Below are 20,799 nucleotides of genomic sequence, written 5' to 3'. Positions count from 1 at the left end.
AAATGTCGACATCGCTCACCCATGATCAATTGCTGCACGCCTATCAGGTCATGCGCACCATCCGCGCCTTCGAAGAGCGCCTGCACGTGGAATTCGCCACCGGCGAGATCCCTGGTTTCGTCCACTTGTATGCCGGCGAAGAAGCCTCGGCCGCTGGCGTCATGGCGCACCTCGGGGACGACGATTGCATCGCCTCCAACCACCGTGGCCACGGTCATTGCATCGCCAAGGGCGTGGATGTGTACGGGATGATGGCCGAGATCTACGGCAAGAAAACCGGAGTCTGCCAAGGCAAGGGCGGCTCGATGCACATCGCCGATTTCGAGAAAGGCATGCTCGGCGCCAACGGCATCGTCGGCGCCGGTGCGCCACTGGTGGTCGGCGCAGCCCTCGCGGCGCGGCTCAAGGGCACCGACAGCGTCGCCGTGGTGTTTTTCGGCGACGGCGGCTCCAACGAGGGCGCGGTGTTCGAAGCCATGAACATGGCCTCGGTGTGGAACCTGCCGTGCCTGTTCATCGCCGAAAACAATGGTTACGCAGAGGCCACTGCCTCCAATTGGTCGGTGGCCTGCGACCACATCGCCGACCGCGCCGCCGGCTTCGGCATGCCCGGCGTGACTGTCGATGGCTTCGACTTCTTCGCCGTCCATGAAGCCGCCGGGGCTGCCGTCGAACGCGCCCGTGCCGGGGAAGGACCGTCACTGATCGAGGTCAAGCTGACCCGTTACTACGGCCATTTCGAGGGCGACGCCCAGACGTATCGCGCACCCGACGAGGTCAAGCATTTCCGCGAAAACCAGGACTGCCTGATGCAGTTCCGCGACCGTACCACCCGGGCCGGGCTGCTCACGGTCGAGCAGCTGGACCAGATCGACAAGGAAGTGGAAATGCTGATTGAAAACGCTGTGTACAAGGCCAAGTCCGATCCCAAGCCGGCGGCGTCCGACCTGCTGACCGATGTCTACGTCAGCTACCCCTGAACGCCCCTATAAAACAACAAGAGAGAATCCCATCATGGCGAGAAAAATCAGCTATCAGCAGGCAATCAACGAAGCCCTGGCCCAGGAAATGCGTCGCGACTCCAGCGTGTTCATCATGGGCGAAGACGTGGCCGGTGGCGCTGGCGCACCCGGTGAGAACGATGCCTGGGGCGGCGTGCTCGGCGTCACCAAGGGACTTTACGACCAGTTCCCGGGGCGCGTGCTGGACACGCCGTTATCGGAAATCGGTTATGTCGGCGCGGCGGTCGGCGCCGCCACCTGCGGCGTGCGGCCAGTGTGCGAACTGATGTTCGTCGACTTCGCCGGCTGCTGCCTGGACCAGATCCTCAACCAGGCGGCGAAATTCCGCTACATGTTCGGCGGCAAGGCCTCCACGCCCCTGGTCATCCGTACCATGGTCGGCGCCGGCCTGCGCGCCGCGGCCCAGCATTCACAAATGCTCACCTCGTTGTGGACGCATATCCCGGGCTTGAAAGTGGTCTGCCCGTCATCGCCCTACGACGCCAAGGGCCTGTTGATCCAGGCGATACGCGACAACGACCCGGTGATCTTCTGCGAGCACAAATTGCTCTACAGCATGCAGGGCGAGGTGCCGGAAGAGCTCTACACCGTGCCGTTCGGCGAGGCCAATTTCCTGCGCGACGGCAAGGACGTGACGCTGGTGTCCTACGGGCGACTGGTCAATACGGCGATGGATGCGGCGCGCAACCTGGCCGGACGTGGCATCGATTGTGAAGTCATCGACCTGCGCACCACCAGTCCGCTGGACGAGGACAGCATCCTGGAAAGTGTCGAGAAGACCGGACGCCTGGTGGTGATCGACGAGGCCAACCCGCGCTGTTCCATGGCCACCGACATCTCGGCGCTGGTGGCGCAAAAAGCCTTCGGCGCGCTCAAGGCACCGATCGAAATGGTGACCGCGCCGCACACGCCGGTGCCGTTCTCCGATTCCCTGGAAGACCTGTACATCCCTGACGCGGCCAAAATCGAACAAGCCGTGCTCAACGTGATCGAGTGGAGCAAGCGCTGATGAGCCAGATTTTTACCCTGACCATGCCCAAGTGGGGCTTGTCGATGACCGAGGGCCGGGTCGATGCCTGGCTCAAGGAGGAGGGCCAGGCCATCACCAAGGGTGATGAGGTGATGGACGTCGAGACCGACAAGATCTCCAGCAGCGTCGAGGCGCCGTTTTCCGGTGTGTTGCGCCGGCAAGTGGCTCGCCAGGATGAAACCCTGGCGGTTGGCGCCTTGCTCGGCATCGTCGTCGAAGGCGAGGCCAGCGATGCCGAGATCGACGCGGTCATCGAGCAGTTCCAATCCAGCTTCGTGCCCGGCGACGCGGCTGATGAGGACAGTGGCCCGAAACCACAGAAAGTCGAGGTGGACGGCCGGGTGATCCGCTATTTCGAGCGCGGCGAGGGCGGTACGCCGCTGGTGCTGGTGCACGGTTTTGGCGGTGACCTGAACAACTGGCTGTTCAACCACGAAGCGCTGGCCGCCGGGCGCCGGGTGATTGCCCTGGACCTGCCGGGCCATGGCGAATCGTCGAAGGCCCTGCAACGCGGCGACCTGGACGAGCTGAGCGGCGTGGTGCTGGCGTTGCTCGATCACCTGGACGTCAACACGGCTCATGTGGTGGGGCATTCCATGGGCGGGGCGGTGTCGCTGAATGCCGCGCGCTTGATGCCGCAACGGTTCCGCTCCCTGACTTTGATTGGCAGCGCCGGCCTCGGTGCCGAGATCAACGACAGCTACTTGCAAGGTTTCGTCGACGCGGCCAACCGCAATGCGCTCAAGCCGCAGCTGGTGCAACTGTTCTCGAATGCCGAGCTGGTCAATCGGCAGATGCTCGACGACATGCTCAAGTACAAGCGCCTCGAAGGCGTGGACGCGGCCCTGCGCCAACTGGCAGGGAGCCTGTTCAAGGACGGCCGCCAGCAGGCGGACCTGCGCGAAGTCGTGCAGGCCGGTCACGTCCCGACGCTGGTCATCTGGGGTAGCGACGACGCGATCATCCCGGCGGCCCACGCCGAAGGGTTGAGTGCCCAGGTCGAAGTGCTGCCTGGCCAGGGCCACATGGTGCAGATGGAAGCGGCCGAGCAGGTCAATCGATTGATCCTTGAATTCATCGGACAGCACTGACCCAGCGGGCGGCGATTGAACCGTCGCCCTACAAAAATATCTGGAGGCAACGCTATGAACGTTTCAATCAAGCCGACCCGCAGCATGCGCGCCGCCGTCTGGCACGGCCGCAACGACATCCGCGTCGAAGACGTGCCGCTGCCGGTATCGCCGCCCGCCGGTTGGGTGCAGATCCGCGTGCAATGGTGCGGCATCTGCGGCTCCGACCTGCACGAATACGTGGCCGGGCCGGTGTTCATCCCGGTGGAGGCGCCACACCCGCTGACCGGGATCAAGGGCCAGTGCATCCTCGGCCATGAGTTCTGCGGCGAAATCGTCGAGCTGGGCGAGGGCGTCGAAGGCTTCAGCGTCGGCGAGCCGGTGGCCGCCGATGCCTGTCAACATTGCGGCACCTGCTATTACTGCACCCATGGGCTCTACAACATTTGCGAGAACCTGGCCTTTACCGGGCTGATGAACAACGGCGCGTTCGCCGAGTTGGTCAACGTCCCGGCGAATTTGCTCTACAAACTGCCAGCCAATTTTCCCGCCGAGGCTGGCGCGTTGATCGAACCGCTGGCGGTGGGCATGCACGCGGTGAAAAAAGCGGGCAGCCTGTTGGGCCAGAACGTCGTCGTGGTGGGGGCCGGGACCATCGGCCTGTGCACGATCATGTGCGCCAAGGCGGCCGGCGCGGCCCAGGTCATTGCTCTGGAGATGTCCGGCGCACGCAAGGCCAAGGCCCTGGAAGTCGGGGCCAGCCATGTGCTCGATCCGAATGAATGTGACGCCCTGGCTGAGGTTCGGCGCCTGACCGGTGGTCTGGGCGCCGATGTCAGCTTCGAGTGCATCGGCAACAAGCACACCGCCAAGTTCGCCATCGACCTGATCCGCAAGGCCGGCAAATGCGTGTTGGTGGGCATCTTCGAAGAGCCCAGCGAATTCAACTTCTTCGAGCTGGTTTCCACCGAGAAGCAAGTGCTTGGCGCGCTGGCCTACAACGGTGAGTTCGCCGACGTGATTGCCTTCATCGCTGACGGACGCCTGGACATCTCGCTGCTGGTGACCGGGCGTATCCAGTTGGAGGAGATCGTCGGGCAGGGCTTCGAGGAGCTGGTGAACAACAAGGAACACAACGTGAAGATCATCGTGTCACCCGCACGGATCTGAGAGCGCCTGAGGTGGGCGATTTGGCGATGGTCGGCAGCGACCATCGCATTTTTTTCGATTTTTCAGTCGGCTCGATAGTCCCGCCAGACGCGGGTTTCATCCAGCTGCAGCAGCGCTTCCTCTTGTCGACGAAACGCTCGATCGCAATCGAGAAAAAACTCGTCGAGCTGCGGCGGGTCGATGTGGGTGGCGCTGAGCATGGTGTGGACCTGGCCGCGGTGATGGATCTGGTGCTCGAACAGGTGCAGCAGCAAACGGTCGATCCGTTCGCGAACCCGGCCGTCGGCGCGCAGCAGATCAACGGCACGGGCGAGGTCCTCGTGCCTCAGGTTTTCGCAGAATGTCGCCAACTGCCGGTCGGTGCGGTCCTGGCTTTCCCTGAGTTGGGCGAATGCGAGCGTCGCGGAAAAATCCTGTTCCTGACCCGCCACGTCACCTTCCAGGGCGGTGAGGTAATAACGGTCGACTTCGAGGATATGGCACAACGTGGCCTGGATGGAGGGAAAGAAACTGGTGCGGTAGGCCTCGTATTCCACCGTATTCAACTGCGCGCAGGCGTCCAGCAGCCTGTGGTTGGCCCATTGGTTGTTCAGGGCCTGGGCCAGGAAATAATTCATGGGACGCCTCCCGTGCGCGTCGTTTCGCCGGGGGAAGCGTAGCAAAGACTGGCGATGGCGCCGTGTTGCTGGTCGGTTGGTCCCGCGTTTGCACCACAACCCCATGTGGGAGCGAGCTTGCTCGCGATAGCGTCGGGACATCCAATAGGGATGCAAGCTGGACAACCGCTATCGCGAGCAAGCTCGCTTCCACAGGATTTCTTACATGCCCGAACCTCTGCGCCCGAGCTTAAAGCCCCACATCCGGCAGCATCGGCCGGTTGGCCAGCGCCTTGGCCATGATCTGCTCCACATACACCCGGTCTTCTTCCGGCAGGGCCAGGCGCGGTGGGCGGGTGAGGGCGCTGCCGCGGCCGGCGATGGCTTCGCACAGCTTGATGCACTGCACCAGGTCGGCGCGGGCGTCGAGGTGCAGGATCGGCATCAGCCATTCGTAGATCGGCATGGCTTCGGCGAAACGTCCGGCGTGGGCCAGGCGGAAGATGGTTTCACCTTCCTTGGGGAACACGTTGGACATGCCAGACACCCAACCTTCGGCGCCCACGGCCAGGCTTTCGAGCACCACATCGTCAAGACCGGCGAACAGCACGAAGCGATCGCCGACTTCATTGCGCACGTCGATAAATCGGCGGGTGTCGCCGGACGAATCCTTGAAACACACCACGTTATCGCAGTCGGCCAGCGAGATGAGAATGTCCGGGGTGACGTCGTTCTTGTAGATCGGCGGGTTGTTGTAGACCATCAGCGGCACGTCGGCATGCCGGGCGACGTAGCGGAAATGCTCGGCGGTCTCGAACGGCTTGGAGCCGTAGACCAGCGCCGGCATCAGCATCACGCCGTCGACACCGACCTTGCGCACGGCGTTGGCAACCTTGGCGGCTTGCACACTGGTGAACTCGGCCACGCCGCAGATCACCGGCACCCGGCCCCGGGAGGCGTCCACCGCGACTTCGGTCACGGCGATTTTTTCCTCGGCGCTCAGGGAGGTGTTTTCCCCCACCGAGCCGCAGACCACCAGGCCCGACACGCCATCGCGAATGACGTTGGAAATGACTTGGTGGGTTTTTTCCAGGTTGATGGAAAAGTCATCGTTGAATTGGGTAGTGACGGCGGGGAATACCCCGCTCCAGTTGATGCGTTTGCTCATGGGTGTCTCCTTTTGGTTTGTGGCGAGGGGATTTATCCCCGTTGGGGCGCGAAGCGGCCCCGGTATAGGCAATTAGGTGTGTCAGTCAGGGCCAGGGGGCTGCTGCGCAGCCCAGCGGGGATAAATCCCCTCGCCACGGAGGGTTGTGGGTAAAAGTCATGCGCCGGGCCAGGTATCCGAGAGCCGATAGCCCTGGGGCCATGGATCGGCCGGGTCGAGCAGCAATTGGTGCGTGCCGGTGATCCACGCTCGCCCGGCGATGCACGGGTAGATCGCCGGGCGGCCGGCCACGTCGGTCAGTGAGTCGATCCGACAGTGGAATTCGGAGCCGATGATCGAGCGGCCGACAAAACGCTCGCCCACCTGCATCAGGCCCTTGGCGTGCAGTACCGCCATGCGTGCCGAGCAACCGGTGCCAGTGGGGGAACGGTCGATCTTGCCGGGCTGGATGACGACAGCGTTGGCCCCGGTGGCGATGCCGTTCTCCCGGACAATGGGCGCGGCGACCTGGCAGAACGAGATGTGCGACCAGTCGGGATTCAGCGGATGAACGAAGCCCAGTTGTTCGTTGGCGGCCCGGGTGATTTTCAGTCCCAAGGCCACCAGGTCGGCGGCTTCGTCAGGGCGAATGGCAAAGCCCAGGCGCTGGGCGTCGACGATGACAAAACTGTCGCCACCATAGGCGGTGTCCACTTGCAGCGAGCCCAGGCCCTCGACTTCGATCCAGGCATCGAGGCGGTCGGCAAACGACGGGACGTTCTTGATCTCGACCCGTTGCACCTTGCCGTCGCGGCAGTCGGCCACGGCTTCGATCAAGCCGCCCGGGGCCTCCAGGACCAATCGCGTCTGCGGTTCGGTCATCGGCAGGATGCCGCTGTCCAGCAGCACGGTGGCGACGCACAGCGAGTTGGAGCCGGACATCGGTGGGGTGTCGGCGGGCTCCATGATGATCCAGGCCATCTGTGCCCGCGGGTCCTTGGCCGGCACCAGCAGGTTGACGTGGCGGAACACCCCGCCCCGGGGTTCGTTGAGGACGAAGTTGCGCAGGGTCTGGTCCTGGGCGATCCAGCGGGACTGGTCCCAGACCGTATCACCGGGTGGCGGGGCGACGCCGCCGACGATGACATCGCCGACTTCGCCTTCGGCGTGGCAGCTGACTATGTGGATGATTCTGGATGAGCGCATGGGTCAAATCCTTGTGTTGTCTGGTTGGGCCTCATCGTCGGATCGCCGCCCGGAGCAAGCTCGCTCCCACAAAGGGTTTTGTGGTGCACACGAAACAGTGGGAGCGAGCTTGCTCGCGATGAGGCCATCGGCTATTTCACCGATTTAAGGAACACCGCCGTCTCCGGCTGCACCGGATTGCCAATCACTTGGTCCGGCGGCCCGATCTCATGGACCCGCCCATTGCAGAAGAACGCCACCCGGTCGGACACGTCCCGGGCGAAGCGGATCTCGTGGGTCACCAGGACCATGGTCATGCCGTCTTCGGCGAGCATGCGCATGGTGTCGAGCACTTCGCCGACCAGTTGCGGATCGAGGGCCGAGGTGGCTTCGTCGAACAGCATGTAGTCCGGCGACATCGCCAGCGCCCGGGCGATGGCCATGCGCTGCTGCTGTCCGCCGGAGAGCTTGCCGGGGAAGGCCTTGAGCTTGTCCCCGAGGCCCACGTGCTCAAGCTGCCTGACCGCCAGCGCCTCGGCGTCCTGCTTGCTCTTGCCCAGCACCTTGCGCGGCGCCAGCATGACGTTTTCCAGCACGGTCAGGTGGGGGAAGGCGTTCCATTGCTGGAAGACGATGCCGATTTTCTGCCGCAGCCGGTTGAGGTCGGTGGCGCTGTCGTGGACCTCCACGCCGTCTACGCGGATGCTGCCTTTCTGGATCGGCTCCAGGCCGTTGATGCACATCAGCAGGGTCGATTTACCGGAACCGGAGCCACCGATGATCGACACGACCTCGCCCTTGTCCACCGTCAGGCTGACGCCCTTGACCACTTCGAGGTTGCCGAAGGATTTATGCACGTTTTCGATCTCAATCATTTTCCTGCCACCTTCTTTCCAGGCTAGCGCCGAGGCGGGCGACCACCAGGCTCATGACGTAGTAGATGAGGCCCGCGATGCACAGCACCAGCAGGGGTTCCTGAATACGCGTGACGATGGTTTGCGAAGCCCGCAGCAGCTCGACGATGCCGATCCACATCACCAGCGCGGTGTCTTTCATCACCCCGAGGACCAGGTTCAGCCAACCGGGAAAGGCAACGCGGGTGGCAATCGGCAGGACGATGAAACGCAGGTCCTGCAAATAGCTCAGTCCCAATGACCGGCTGGCCCGCCGGGTGCTCAGCGGCACCGCCAGCACGCCACCCCGGACGATCTCGGTGAAATACGCGGCGGCGTAGACGCCGAGCACGATGCAACCGACGGCAAAGGCACTGAGGTCCAGGCCGACGATGCTCTTCAGGGAGTTGAACAGCACGAACTGGATCAGCAGCGGCACGCTGCGAAACGCATCCAACACCCACGCGAGCGGCAGGCTCGCCCGGGGCAACAGCGCCCGCAACAGGCCGAACAGCAAGCCGGCGAGGGTGCCGAGCAGGATCGACCAGGCGGTCAACTGCACCGTGACCCAGGCACCTTCGAGCAGATACAACAGGTCGTTGACGGTAAGGCTTGTAGAAAACATGACCAGCCCTCCTCAATAACGAAACAAGCGCCAGGACAACAGTCGGGCCAGCCCGACGATCAGCTTGGCGATCAGGTAATAGAGCACCGCCGCGAGGGCGAAATATTCGAAGGTGCGGAATGTCTTGACGTTGTATTCCTGCGTCACCCCGGTGAGGTCGTTGTTCAGGCCGACCACCACGCCGAGGGACGTCATCAGCACCGCCCAGACCATCTGGTTGGTCAGCGGGTAGAAAACGATGCGCAGCAGTTGCGGGACGATGATCATCCGGTAGGCCTGGAACGCGCTCATGCCCAAGGAGCGAGCGGCGCGCATCTGCGTGCCCGGCACGGCCTTGAGGCCGCCGCGAAAGTTCTCCGCCAGGTAGCCGGCGTTGTTGAAGGTAATGCCGGCCAGCAGGGCGAACCATGAACTGACGTGCAGCCCGAGGGAGCCGAGGCCGAAGTAGAGGATGTAGATCTGGAACAACGATGGCGTGTTACGGGCGATCGATACCCAGCCGTTGCCGACACCGCGTAGCAGCGGATGACGAGCCTGGCGCATCACCGTCAGGACCAGGGCGATCAGCACGCCGAAGATCATCGACAACGCGGCGGTCTCGAAAGTGACCCAGGCGCCGGCGAGCATATCGGGCAGGGCGCGTAGCGCCGGGCGCCATTGGAACGTGTAGTCAAACATGGCTCGGGTTCCCCTTGGCCGCGGAGGGTTGCAGCCATTGCGGTGGCTCGCCGCTGGCCGTGGCGGTGCAGGCGGCCTCGACGCATTCGGCCAAACTGGCAAAATGCACGCCACGTCCCACCAGGCCTGGTGCGTAGTGCGCGTATTTGCCGGAGTTGGTCATCAAGGTGGTAGCGGCCGGCGGGATCACCGGCTCGCCCAGCATGCACCAGCAGGTGTCGGTAACCAGCGTTGCGCCGAAGGCCTGGATCGCCTCCAGGTACCCGGCCTGGCACGCCTGCTCCAGCACGGCCCGGCCGCAGGTGATCGCGAGGACCACGTCGGGGTGTTTGATCCGTCCCGCACACAATCCTGCCAAGGCGGCGAATTCACTGAGGGAAAAGTGCGGATTGCCCAGGGACACCACGTCCACGTGCCTGTGCCGGGCGCTGTTGAGCTCGCGCCAGCTGGCGAGCAATCCCGCCATGTCGACGGTTTCCGTGGGTAACACGGCGTCGCGATCCAGCACCGCGGCCGGGTCCATGGCCTCCGGCGTCACCCCGGCGATGTGGAACAGCGGCGCCGCGCTGGTGGTGGCGAACGCCGCGCCAAAAGCCTTCAGGTCGTCGAGGTTGGGCGTGGTGTTTTCCAGCCCCTGGATCAGCGGGATGCGTCGGCCCGTCAGGCTGCCGATGTGATAGCCCAGCAGCGGGTAGAAGCTGTCATCCATTGAATCGAGCCTGGGGATTTTGACGATCAGTCCGGCCTTGCGCTGCTCATCGAGATGACAGCCGGCCAACGGCGCGCGGCCGCACAGGGCGATGCAGATGTCGAGAAAATCCGGGTACTTCTGCGTTCGGGCACCTAGCACGCTGTTGGCGTAGACCACTGCGTTGGATTCGGCCCAGACGATCTGCTCGCCGACGGTGGGTGCGGTGTTCAGCAGGTAGGGCGCGCAGGTGAAGCTCAACTGCGCGCCCATGGCCATATAAGCGTCGCCCAGGGCGCTGGCCGGTTCGCCCAATGCCGGGTCGACACCCAATTCGCGCCAGCGACGTTGGTCCACGGAAATCGAATTGAGTGTCGTGGGCACGCTCACTTTCGCCCCCCACTGCACCAACTGTTCGGCAAACCGCAGGCTGGCCGGGCCGGTGTAGATGCAGCCGTCGATGTGCGCCTGGGTGATGTCCAGCAGTTCATCGGCGCCCTGGATCTCGGCCATTCGCAGGACGATTCCCATTGCCACTTTTGCAGCCTTGCCGTATGCACCGTCAAGCAACGCCTGGTCCCGTTCGTTCAGACGGACGGTGGAGGGTGCTATCGGTTGCGAGGGGATATCCGCCGCGTACCATTGATCGTTGGGCCGGCGCCCGGACAACGTCAGGCAACTTCCCTCGATGCGCGCGAATCCTTGACCTCGCAAGCCCTCGAATGCCTCGCGGCCGATGCACAACACTGGCAGCGAACGTTGGAAAATCACCTCGGCCACCAGCACGCCCAGAACAAGGATTTCATCAGCCTCGGCCAGCACCAGGGCGGCTGGCGCATGGCCGTTGCTGATGAGCTCCATCAGCACGCTGCTGCCGGTGCAGGAACCGCGTCCGCTGGGAATCGCCAGCACCCGACCCGCAAGGCGCTGGCCGCTGAGGGGGTGATGGCGATCGATGACTTCGCCCGAGGCCGGATCGACTCCGCCCCAAAAGCTCAGGCCAACGTCGGCGAACAGCAGGGTGCCCTGGGCGGCACCCTCCACCAGGCTACGACCTTGCAAGCAGATAGGCGTGCTTGGCATACCGCGCTCCTCAGTAGTAGACCTGCGGCACGGTCAGGTTGGCCGGTGGGATTTCCGTGCCGACCCATTTGACGAACAGCTCGTTGTACCGACCGGTGCGCACTTGCTGGTTGACGAACAGGTTGAGGTAGTTGATGAGGCCATACTCGCTGCGCTTGGCGCCGAGGGACACGTAGTCGATGACGTAAGGTGCATTACCGGCGATTTTCAGCCCCTTGTACTTGCCCGACTTGATGGTGGCGGCGGCCACGGTGTTGGTGACCACGGTGGCATCGATGTGCCCTTGGGCCACGGCCAGCAGTGTGTCGTTCTGGGATTGGTAGGCACGGAAACTGCCGCTGCCCCAACTCTTCTGGTCCTTCTCCAGGGCGATCGCTTCGTAGGTGCTGCTGGTGTTGCCGAGTTTCTTGCCCTTGAGGTCGGCGTAGCTGTTGATGCCGGTGTCGTCGCGGGTCAATACCACCATCTGGAAGGCGAAGTAGGGCACGGTCAGGCCGACGGTCTTGGCCCGCTCCAGGGTGTCGGACGTGGAGGCAACGATGACATCGGCGCGGCCGGAAAGCAGCGCGGGGATGCGGTCGGAGAACGGTGTTTCCACCACTTCGGCGTCTACGCCAAGGATTTTCGCCAGGTCGTTGCAATAGTCGACGTCGAACCCCGCCGGCTTGTTGCTTTCATCACGAAAGCCCATGGGCGGAAAATCCAGTGTGACGGCGCAACGCAGCTTGCCCGAGCCGATGATGTCGTCGAGCTTGTCGGCATGGGCGGGAAGGGCAATCAGGGGAAAGAGGACAACGCTGAGGGCTGCGGCTAATGCACGGTTTTTCATAAAGGCCTCGCTGTCGAATAAATGCGGTGAGATATCGTATTGAGGATTTCGTATACGATATTAGATAAGCAATCGACGTGCCTGTTTTATGCTGCAAGCTCGGTTTCAGGTAAGGCTTTGATAAGTGGGCAATTGTTGGACCTGCTCCGGTGGTGCCAGGCGAGCGGGGCAGAATGACGGTGTTACAGATGGGAGCAGTGAGCGGGAGGCTGCCCTGTAAAGGAACAACGTCAGCGCTGGTTTTCTCGGTACTGGCTGGGGGAAAGGCTCGTCAGCGCGCGGAACTGGCGGCTGAACGCACTGTGATCGGTGTAGCCGCAGCGCAGGGCGATTTCGGTAATGGGCAAATCCGGTTCCAGTAACAGTCGCGAGGCCTCCTCCAGGCGCGCCTTGTGAATCATCTGGCGGGGCGTGAGCTGGAAGATGCGCTTGCAGTGCCGCTCCAATTGCGCCACCGACAAGCCGGCAATGGCGGTGAGTTCCGCCAGGCTGATGGGACGGGCGAAGTGCAGCTTGATATGCGCATCCACCGCCGCCAGTTTCTGGAAGGCTGGATGGCTGGCTTGTGGCGATTGCAAATCACGGGAGATCCCGGCCAGGCCAACGATCCGGCCCGAGGGCTCGCGCAAGGCGAGCTTGTGGGTCAGGCACCACACCGGCTGGTTGCCGTAATAAAGGTGCAATTCGAGCTGGTCGGCCAGCTCCCGTCCGCTGGCGAGCACGCGTCGATCCTGTTCGGTGTACAGCGGGCCGAAGCGTTCGGGGAATACCTGCTCGGCGGTGAGGCCCACAAGGTCATTGCAGTGCTTGAAGCCGCAACGCCGGGCGAGGGTCTGGTTGACGAAGGCGTAGCGGGCTTGATTGTCCTTGATGAAAAACACGGTGTCGGAGAGGGTATCGAGCAACGGCGCGATGGCTTGCAGGCTGCGCAGCAGGGTGTCGAGGTCGCAGGGGGCGAGGGAGGTGAGCGAGGGGTGCATGACCGGCGTCGTCTTTTGTGTGGGAGCGATGGCGCAGTGTCAGTCGAAAATGTGCTGTCTGTCACGCCGCCATCGCGAGCAAGCTCGCTCCCACATGGGGTCTGCGATGCCTGCAAAGTTCAAAAGTCCGCCTCAAATCCCTGTGGGAGCGAGCTTGCTCGCGATGGCGGTGGATCAGCTTGCATCGATGCTGGATGTGCCGACGCATTCGCGAGCAAGCCCGCTCCCACATGGGGTCTGCGGTGCCTGCAAAGTTCAAAAGTCCGCCTCAAATCCCTGTGGGAGCGAGCTTGCTCGCGATGGCGGTGGATCAGCTTGCATCGATGCTGGATGTGCCGACGCATTCGCGAGCAAGCCCGCTCCCACAGAAGAGTCTGTGGGTTCAGGTGGGCGGGGTTTCTTCCAGGTTCAGCAAGGTTTCGATTCGCGCCGGGCCGAAGGGCGGGCGGGGTATGGGTGGTGTCCAGCCGAGCAGGTATTCCAGGGCGGCGCCGCACACCCGACCCTGGCAGGCGCCCATGCCGCAGCGGCTGGCCAGTTTGGCTTCGCGCCAGTTTCCGTGGCCGGCCAAGGCGCCGTAAGGAACATCCTCACAGCGACAGACCAACGTATCGCTCCGCGCCATGCTTTTCAAACGGCCGTCCAGGGCGAAGGCCTTGTTCAATGCCCGGGCAAAACCCTGCCATCGCGCACGGCCAGGCCAAAGGCGCTCGGCTGCAGCGGTATTCCCCACGGCGGCATGACCAGCTATGGCGCCTTCAACCAAGGCCAGTTCGCTGCCGCCAAAACCGGTGCATTCGCCAGCGGCGTAATGGTCGTCCCGCGTGGTGGCCTGGCGTTCATCAACCGCAAGCGCCTGTCCGTCGAGCGCGCACCCCAGCGCCTGGCCCAGCCGGGTATTGGGAATCAGCCCGAAGCCACAGGCCAAACGGTCGCAGGCCAACTCCACCGTCGTGCCTTGTTGCAGCAGACGCACGCCTTCGAGCTTGTCCCGTCCCAGGGCTTCCAGCACATGGCTGCCGGTGCGGTAGCGAGCATCGAGCAGGCCGAATGACTGCCATAACTTGCCCGGCCAGCGGGGCAGTTGCGCAGCGAATCCGGCAACTGCGCCGCGGCTGGCCTGCTCGGCGATCCGCAGCACTTGGGCCCCGTGACGCCTTGCCGTGGCTGCGCTCGCCAACAACAGTGGGCCGCTGCCGGCAATCACCAGTCGCTCGTTGCTCACCGGCAGGCCGCCCTTGATCAGCGCCTGCAGGCCACCGGCACCAGTAACACCGGGCAGCGTCCAGCCGGGGAAGGGCAGCAGCAACTCCCGGGCGCCGGTGCACAGGATCAGGCGGTCATAAGCGATCAGCCAACCCTGCTCGGCATTTTCCACCAGTAAGGTCTTGTCGCCGGCGATCGCAATGACCCGGGTCTCTGCGTGGCAGTGCACGTTGGCGCAGGCCCGCAAGCGCTCTCGCATGTGTCGCGCTTCGGCCGGCAAGTGGGCCTGGGGTCCATCGCGCCAGATCTGTCCGCCAGGGTTCGGATTGTCGTCCAGCAGCACGATGCGTGCGCCGCTGCTGGCTGCGGCCAGGGCCGCAGCCATGCCGGCGGGCCCAGCGCCGATGATAAGGATGTCGGCAAATTCGGTCATGGTCGGGTGTCCACGTGCATGCCGTCGCGGCACAAGGTCTGGCAGGCCAGGCGCCGGCGGCCGTCGATCAGTACCCGACATTCCTGGCAGATACCCATGCCGCACAAAGGCGCGCGCCGCTGGCCGATCACCGAGGTTCGGCTGCAGCCGTCGGCGCCCAACGCTAACGCGGCTGCAACGGTGGTGCCGTTGGCCACCGAGAGCGGGCGGCCATCCAGGAATAACTCAGGCATGGGTCCGATACTCCTTGGTCAAGCGGATCTCGAGAAGATGCACCGATCCCGTGGCGAGGGAGCTTGCTCCCGCTGGGGCGCGAAGCGGCCCTGTTTTGGGTCTGCTGCGCAGACCAGCGGGAGCAAGCTCCCTCGCCACAGGGGATATATGCAGGGCTTCAGGCATGGGCCGGTTCTCCCAAGAAGCGCTGCGGCAGGTAAGGTTGCGCGGCCAGCGGCGCGGTTTCGTTGAAGAGCTGGGCAACCAGCAGGTCAGCGGTGGCCGGTGCGGTCGTGACGCCGAGCCCTTCATGGCCCACCGCAAGCCACAGGCCTTTGCGCTGCGGGTGTTGCCCTACCAGCGGCAAGCCGTCGGGGCTCGCCGCGCGGAAACCGGTCCAGGCGCGGATGCCATTGAGGTGCGCGAGGCCCGGCATGTAGTCAACGGCGCGTTTGAGCATCTTCGCCAGCATCCAGCCTTCCACCTCGGGATCGACGCTGCCGAACTGCCGCGAAGCGCCGATGAACAGTTGTCCGGTCGGGCGCGGTTGGATGTTGCACGCCACCGACGGGCCGCTGGCGTTGTGGGCACTGGTGACATAACCCAGCTCAACCAGGGTGTGCGTGACGGTGGCGGGGTAGCGATCGGTGATCAACAGATGGCCCTTCTTGGGTTCGATCGGCAGCTCCGGGCACAGCTCGGTGGCCTGGATGCCGTTGGCAAGCACGACGGCTTCGGCGCTGAGCCAACGCCCGTCGGCGAGGCGCACGCGGTGGCCGTCCACTTCGCTGGCCTCGGCGCGTTGCTGGCTGATATTGACGTGATCAAGCATCCAGCGGGCGGCGGCGGGGGCGTAGAGAATGCCGTCGCCCTTGATCAGCAGCCCCCCTTCCAGGCCCGCCCGCAGTTCCGGTTCGCGCTGCTGCAAGGTGGCGCGGCCAATCAGTTCACAGGCCTCGCCATGGGCCATCAGGTTCAGGTATTTGCTGTGGGCGACGGCCATTTCCTCGGCATTGGCCGCCAGCCATAAAGTGCCGTTGTTGCGCCAGGCACAGGCATCGGGCAGCGCAGGCGCCAATTCTCGCCAGCGTCGCAGGGAATATTGACTCAGGGCCAGCTCCGCCGGGTTGTCATCAAGCACCAGCAGGTGGCCCATGCCGGCCGCCGTTGCACCGTGCCAGCCAGCGTCCAGCACCAACACCTGCAAACCGCGCTGAGCCAGGCTGCGGGCGCAGGCCGCGCCGATGATACCGGCGCCAATGACGATCACGTCTGCGACATGGCCTTCGCTCACGGACGGATGCCCCAGGCGAAGGGATCGTCCGGCTCGATAATCAATGTGCTTTCAGCGCTGATGTAGGCCCGGCCGCGAATGGTCGGCACGATGCGCTCGCCCGAACGCTCGTACGACCCTTCGAATTCGCTGCCGATGACACTGGCCTGGCGCCAGATCTGTCCGGGTTGCAGTTTACCGTCGGCCGCCAGGCACGCCAGTTTGGCGCTGGTGCCGGTGCCGCAGGGAGAACGGTCGTAGGCCTTGCCAGGGCAGAGCACGAAATTGCGGCTGTCGGCCTGGGGATCGTCGGCGAACAGCTCGATATGATCGATCAGCCCGCCATCCTCGCCGCGAAAACCCTGTTGTTCCAAGGCCTGTTGCACGGCGAAGGTGTAGGCGGTGAGTGCGTCGAGGTTGTCGCCCGCCACACGCTGGCCATGATCGGCGATCAGGAAGAACCAATTGCCGCCCCACGCCACATCGCCGGACACAGGCCCAATGCCCGGCACTTCGAGGCGCAGGGCCTTGCGATAGCGATAGGAAGGCACGTTGCGCACGCTGACCGAGCGATCCTCATGCAATGTCGCTTGCACCGTGCCCACCGGCGTCTCGATGCTGTGCACGCCGGGGCCGATCCGGCCCAGATGGGCCAACGAGGCGACCAGGCCGATGGTGCCGTGGCCGCACATGCCCAGGTAGCCGCTGTTGTTGAAGAAAATCACGCCGGCACAGGCGGCCGGATCCACCGGTTCGCACAGCAACGCGCCCACCAGCACATCGCTGCCGCGGGGTTCCAACACGCACGCGGTGCGCCAGGCGTCGTGCTGCTCGGCCAGGCGCTGCCTGCGCTCGGCCATGCTGCCCTGGCCCAGGTCGGGAAAGCCATCGGTCACCAGTCGGGTCGGTTCGCCGCCGGTGTGGGAGTCGATCACGGTGATGCGTTTCATGGCGCCACGTCCATTCAGATGAGTGGACACAAGCGTGGCGCGCGCCGGGGCCGGCGGCTTGATGGATTTATCCGTCGGTGATGACGAAATCAGCACAGTCCCAAGAAATCACCGGCTCGACGGCAAATACTCGAACAGGGTCTTGCAGACGCCGGCGATGTGTTCGTCCAGCAACTTCACCGCACGCTCCACATCCCTGGCGCGGCAGGCGTCGAGGATTTCCCGATGCTCGTGATCGGCGCGCTCCTTGCCGGCGGACAGGCTCATCTGCATACGCAGGTAACGCTCGAGTTTGTCGTGGACCGAGCGGATCAGGCTCACCATGAACGGCCGTTGCGCGGGCTCATAGAGACAGGCGTGCAACTGCCAGTTCAGCTCGGCCCAGCGACCGACGTCGTCCTCGCCGATGAACTCCTGGCAGATGCTTTCGGCGCGGGCGAAGGTGGCTTCGGTCATGTTGGGAATCGCCAAGCGCAATACCTTGTCCTCCAGCAGCATCCGCACCTCGAACATCTGCGCCAGTTCCGCCTCGGAAATCCGCGTGACCATCGCCCCGCGATTGCGCTGGAACATCACCAGGCCCTCGGCTTCAAGGCGCTTGAGCGCTTCGCGCACGGGGATCTTGCTGACGTTGAACTGGCGGGCGATGTCATCCTGGCGAATCGGCTCGTCCTCGGCGAAATGCCCGGCCACGATGGCGTCGCGCAGGTGACGGGTGATGATTTCCGAAGTGGACGGGGTGTTGCCCAGGTCGGGCAGGTTGAACTTGGATAAAGTCACGGTGGCGGGTCGTTCGGCTTAGGTGGGGGATATGGTATACGACCCGGCTATCGCGATGTCGAGTAACGTCTGCCGTTGTGGCGAGGGGATTTATCCCCGCTGGGGCTGCGCAGCAGCCCCAAAAGCAACGACCTCAACCTTATTGGCATATGGAGGTGTCTGGTTGGGGGCCGCTTCGCAGCCCCAGCGGGGATAAATCCCCTCGCCACAAAGTACTTTGTCAGCTGGGGGAAGGTTGGGCGACGAAGGCCTCTGTCCGGACGATGCGCAGCCCGGTAATCGTTGCGCCTGCCAGCAGTGCCAGGCCAAACACCGCCAGCGCCACGTCAGCGCCGAAACGGTCGGCCAGCCATCCTGTCACCACGACCGGGATACTGAACCCGACATAGGCAAACAGGAAGAATCCCGCGCTGACCCGGGCTTTTTGCGCACCGGCCATGGCGGTGATCGCCGACAGTCCACCCAGGTACAAAAAGCCGTAGCACGCACTGCTGGCGCCCAGCGCACCGAGCAACACGGCGGCCAGCGAACCCTGGCTCGCGCCCCAGGCAAGCAGCGCGTAGCTCAACGGCAAGACCAACAGCCCCAATCCCGTGGCCCTGGCCGGTTGCATGCGTTTCACCCAAGGCTGGAAGATCAGCCCACAACTGATGACGGTAAAGGTCGACAGGCCGGACCAGCGTTGCAAGTCATGGGCGGCAAGCACCGATGGCAGGATGGCGATCACCAGCCCGGAAGTTGCCCAGGCCAGCAGCATGGAAAAACTGTAGGGCAGGCTGCCGGCCGGGAACAACGGCAGGCGCAACATCGCTGCGTGCTTGATTCTGGGGGCGGGGTCCGGCAATCGCGCAACCACGATGATCGCCAGGGCCGCCAACGCCAACTGCAACCAGAAACTGCCCGGCGTGACGCTGTGGTGGAGGAACAGGAAGAGGCTGGTCAACGCCGCGCCCAGGCCGAAACCCAGGGAGGTGCTGGCCGTGACCCGGTTGGCCGGTGACCTGGCATCGCATGTCGGCATCAGTTCCATCATGTAGGCGGTGGACGTCGCCGAAGCCAAGCCGGTGCCGATGCCCATCATCAGGCGCGCCACGCCCAGTGCGATCAGGTTCGGCCAGATCACCGTGATCACCGTCGCCAGCATCGACAGGCAGAGCGCCGTCACGATCAAGGGTTTGCGGCCCACCCGGTCGGCCAGTCCGCCGAACGCCAGCAGCACGGGCAACACGCCCAATACATAACCGGAAAATGCCACTGCGGTGGCGCCCGCGCCGTAACCGGAAAGCTGCGCATAGGTGGTATACAGCGGCGCCTGGAGATTGACGGCAAGGGTGATCAGGCAAAGACCGAACGCCAATCCCCATGAGTGTCGTTGCTGTGTGTCCAAGAGGGGATCCTTGAGGGTGTGTGTCTGGATGGACTATCCCGGTGGGGCCGAGAGCAAACAAGGAACAGACGCGGGGCTTTTATGTTTAACTGTTCGCCGAAAATTCGAAAACACTTAGCCGAGAGCCCGCGCCATGGACCTGAACATCGATCGCAACGCCACGGGTTCGTTGGTCGGGCAACTGGTTGTCAGTCTGACGGAGTGGATAAACACCCATGGCATCCGCCCGGGTGCCCGCATGCTGTCGATCCGCCAACTGGCGACTGAAAACGGCTTGAGCCTGTCGAGCGTAATCAAGGCCTACGACCAATTGGTCGCCAGTGGCGTCTTGGAGTCCCGGCACGGTTCGGGATTTTTCGTGGCCCAGCAGATGCCCGTGGCTTCGGCTCCGGAGATCGACGACGCGGTAGGCTGGCGGTTGTTCGATAACGAATCGACGCAACTCAAGCTGGGGTGTGGCTGGTTGCCGGACGCGTGGCGCGACGACACGGACCTGGGCCAGGCGATCCGCCAGGTGGTGCGCAGCGACAATCAGGCACTGTTCAACTACAGCACGCCGCTGGGTTCGGCTCACCTGCGCCTGCACATCCAGAAGCGCCTGGGCCTGATCGACATTCACGTCGATCCGCTGCAGATCCTCACCACCCAGGGCGCGAGCCACGGCCTGGACCTGTTGGTACGCACGCTCCTCAAGCCTGGCGACCTGGTGCTGGTGGAAAGCCCCGGTTACTACAACCTGTTCAACCTGCTGAAGCTGCACGGGGTCAAGACCCTGGCGGTGCCCAGGACCGCCCAAGGCCCTGATATCGCCGCCCTGGAGCGGTTGCTCGGCGTACACAAGCCGGCCTATTTCTTCATCAACAGCATGTACCAGAACCCCACCGGCACCAGCCTCGCCCCCAGCGTTGCCTATCGCCTGTTGCAACTGGCGACGCAGCACGACTTTCGCCTTATCGAGGATGACATCTACGCCGATTTCCAGAACGGCCCGACGTCGCGCCTGGCATCCCTCGACGCCTTGGACCGGGTGATCTACCTGGCGAGTTTTTCCAAGACCTTGTCCAGCTCGTTGCGCATCGGCTACGTGGTCGCGCAGCCCGAAGTCATCAAGCGCCTGGCTGAAGTCAAGATGGTGACCGGCATCGGCTGTTCATTGCTGGCGGAAAACGTCGTGGCGACGCTGCTGGCCAACGGTGCTTACCGCAAGCTGCTCCAGCGCTTGCGCGTGCGCTTGAACAAGCAGATGGCGAGCACGTTGCGCCTGCTTGATCCGGCTCACTGGGAGGTGTTTGCCGAGCCGAGTGGAGGACTCTTCGTCTGGGCCCGGCCCCGGCATGTGCCGGCCGAACGGGTGCGGCAAATTGCCGAACAGTTGCAAATCCAACTGTCCCAGGGCTCGACGTTCCTGCCGAAGGGGGAGGCGTGTGACTGGCTGCGGCTCAACGTCGCGTTTACCCAGGACGCGCGGGCCCAGGCATTTTTCAGGCAGATCGGCCAAGAATCCACAGTTGGAACGGCGATGCTAATGGGAATAGATATCAAATAGGAATGAGTTGCTGTA

20 protein-coding genes are annotated in these 20,799 nt (G+C 63.7%); 5 read left to right on the top strand and 15 right to left on the bottom strand.

What is annotated here, in order from left to right; translation table 11 throughout:
- The first annotated feature begins 2 nt into the window (after positions 1-2).
- The 4 genes from KSS97_RS15520 (at position 3) to KSS97_RS15505 (ending at position 4,292) form a co-directional block, all read left to right on the top strand.
- Positions 3-980 (top strand): thiamine pyrophosphate-dependent dehydrogenase E1 component subunit alpha, encoded by a 978-nt coding sequence (locus KSS97_RS15520; protein WP_030140715.1) that lies wholly within the window; start codon positions 3-5, stop codon positions 978-980.
- Between the two features lie 34 nt (positions 981-1,014).
- Positions 1,015-2,031 (top strand): alpha-ketoacid dehydrogenase subunit beta, encoded by a 1,017-nt coding sequence (locus KSS97_RS15515; protein ID WP_039588736.1) that lies wholly within the window; start codon positions 1,015-1,017, stop codon positions 2,029-2,031.
- Positions 2,031-3,143: an acetoin dehydrogenase dihydrolipoyllysine-residue acetyltransferase subunit gene (locus KSS97_RS15510; protein WP_217859532.1), complete on the top strand. Its 1,113-nt coding sequence runs from the start codon at positions 2,031-2,033 to the stop codon at positions 3,141-3,143. Before KSS97_RS15515 ends, KSS97_RS15510 begins: the two co-directional genes overlap by 1 nt.
- 84 nt (positions 3,144-3,227) lie before the next feature.
- On the top strand, positions 3,228-4,292 hold the full coding sequence (locus tag KSS97_RS15505; protein WP_225936124.1) for a 2,3-butanediol dehydrogenase: 1,065 nt from the start codon (positions 3,228-3,230) through the stop codon (positions 4,290-4,292).
- Positions 4,293-4,354: 62 nt separating this feature from the next.
- On the opposite strand, the gene KSS97_RS15500 is transcribed toward KSS97_RS15505, so the two are convergent.
- From KSS97_RS15500 to KSS97_RS15430, 15 genes are all read right to left on the bottom strand, one after another.
- Positions 4,355-4,909 carry a DinB family protein gene (locus tag KSS97_RS15500; protein WP_030140719.1) on the bottom strand — a complete coding sequence of 185 codons (555 nt, stop codon included), beginning with the start codon at positions 4,907-4,909 and terminating at the stop codon, positions 4,355-4,357.
- A 229-nt stretch (positions 4,910-5,138) separates the two neighbouring features.
- A complete protein-coding gene (locus tag KSS97_RS15495) occupies positions 5,139-6,056 on the bottom strand; it encodes a dihydrodipicolinate synthase family protein (RefSeq protein WP_030140720.1) in 918 nt (305 codons plus the stop codon).
- Between the two features lie 156 nt (positions 6,057-6,212).
- Complete coding sequence (locus KSS97_RS15490) at positions 6,213-7,241, bottom strand: trans-3-hydroxy-L-proline dehydratase (protein ID WP_198796434.1); 1,029 nt, start codon at positions 7,239-7,241, stop codon at positions 6,213-6,215.
- Positions 7,242-7,372: 131 nt separating this feature from the next.
- On the bottom strand, positions 7,373-8,095 hold the full coding sequence (locus KSS97_RS15485) for an amino acid ABC transporter ATP-binding protein (RefSeq protein WP_030140722.1): 723 nt from the start codon (positions 8,093-8,095) through the stop codon (positions 7,373-7,375).
- Entirely contained in the window at positions 8,088-8,738 is a 651-nt protein-coding gene (locus KSS97_RS15480) for an amino acid ABC transporter permease (RefSeq protein ID WP_217859530.1), read from the bottom strand. The genes KSS97_RS15485 and KSS97_RS15480 overlap by 8 nt, the downstream gene beginning before the upstream one ends.
- 12 nt (positions 8,739-8,750) lie before the next feature.
- The gene (locus KSS97_RS15475) at positions 8,751-9,416 is read right to left on the bottom strand and encodes an amino acid ABC transporter permease (RefSeq protein ID WP_198796436.1); all 666 of its coding nucleotides are present in this window, start codon (positions 9,414-9,416) and stop codon (positions 8,751-8,753) included.
- A complete protein-coding gene (gene lhpI / locus KSS97_RS15470; protein WP_217859529.1) occupies positions 9,409-11,187 on the bottom strand; it encodes a cis-3-hydroxy-L-proline dehydratase in 1,779 nt (592 codons plus the stop codon). Before lhpI ends, KSS97_RS15475 begins: the two co-directional genes overlap by 8 nt.
- A 10-nt stretch (positions 11,188-11,197) precedes the next feature.
- Entirely contained in the window at positions 11,198-12,016 is an 819-nt protein-coding gene (locus KSS97_RS15465) for an ABC transporter substrate-binding protein (RefSeq protein WP_030140726.1), read from the bottom strand.
- Between the two features lie 230 nt (positions 12,017-12,246).
- Positions 12,247-12,996 (bottom strand): AraC family transcriptional regulator, encoded by a 750-nt coding sequence (locus KSS97_RS15460; RefSeq protein ID WP_198796438.1) that lies wholly within the window; start codon positions 12,994-12,996, stop codon positions 12,247-12,249.
- A 382-nt stretch (positions 12,997-13,378) separates the two neighbouring features.
- Entirely contained in the window at positions 13,379-14,635 is a 1,257-nt protein-coding gene (locus KSS97_RS15455; protein ID WP_217859528.1) for an NAD(P)/FAD-dependent oxidoreductase, read from the bottom strand.
- On the bottom strand, positions 14,632-14,868 hold the full coding sequence (locus KSS97_RS15450) for a 2Fe-2S iron-sulfur cluster-binding protein (RefSeq protein ID WP_217859527.1): 237 nt from the start codon (positions 14,866-14,868) through the stop codon (positions 14,632-14,634). The genes KSS97_RS15455 and KSS97_RS15450 overlap by 4 nt, the downstream gene beginning before the upstream one ends.
- A 158-nt stretch (positions 14,869-15,026) precedes the next feature.
- The gene (locus KSS97_RS15445; RefSeq protein WP_217859526.1) at positions 15,027-16,142 is read right to left on the bottom strand and encodes an NAD(P)/FAD-dependent oxidoreductase; all 1,116 of its coding nucleotides are present in this window, start codon (positions 16,140-16,142) and stop codon (positions 15,027-15,029) included.
- Complete coding sequence (locus KSS97_RS15440) at positions 16,139-17,071, bottom strand: 4-hydroxyproline epimerase (RefSeq protein WP_217859525.1); 933 nt, start codon at positions 17,069-17,071, stop codon at positions 16,139-16,141. The genes KSS97_RS15445 and KSS97_RS15440 overlap by 4 nt, the downstream gene beginning before the upstream one ends.
- Before the next feature lie 108 nt (positions 17,072-17,179).
- Positions 17,180-17,851 (bottom strand): GntR family transcriptional regulator, encoded by a 672-nt coding sequence (locus KSS97_RS15435; protein ID WP_030140732.1) that lies wholly within the window; start codon positions 17,849-17,851, stop codon positions 17,180-17,182.
- A gap of 220 nt (positions 17,852-18,071) precedes the next feature.
- On the bottom strand, positions 18,072-19,238 hold the full coding sequence (locus KSS97_RS15430) for an MFS transporter (RefSeq protein WP_217859524.1): 1,167 nt from the start codon (positions 19,236-19,238) through the stop codon (positions 18,072-18,074).
- A 133-nt stretch (positions 19,239-19,371) separates the two neighbouring features.
- Between KSS97_RS15430 and KSS97_RS15425 the strand changes: the two genes are divergently transcribed.
- Positions 19,372-20,784, top strand: a complete 1,413-nt coding sequence (locus KSS97_RS15425) for an aminotransferase-like domain-containing protein (RefSeq protein WP_217859523.1) — start codon at positions 19,372-19,374, stop codon at positions 20,782-20,784.
- Positions 20,785-20,799: the final 15 nt, after the last annotated feature.

Origin of the sequence: Pseudomonas alvandae, from assembly GCF_019141525.1 — a bacterium.
Lineage (GTDB): Bacteria > Pseudomonadota > Gammaproteobacteria > Pseudomonadales > Pseudomonadaceae > Aquipseudomonas > Aquipseudomonas alvandae.
Note: the sequence above shows the minus strand (reverse complement) of the source record. Positions and strands in the feature narration are given on the sequence as shown.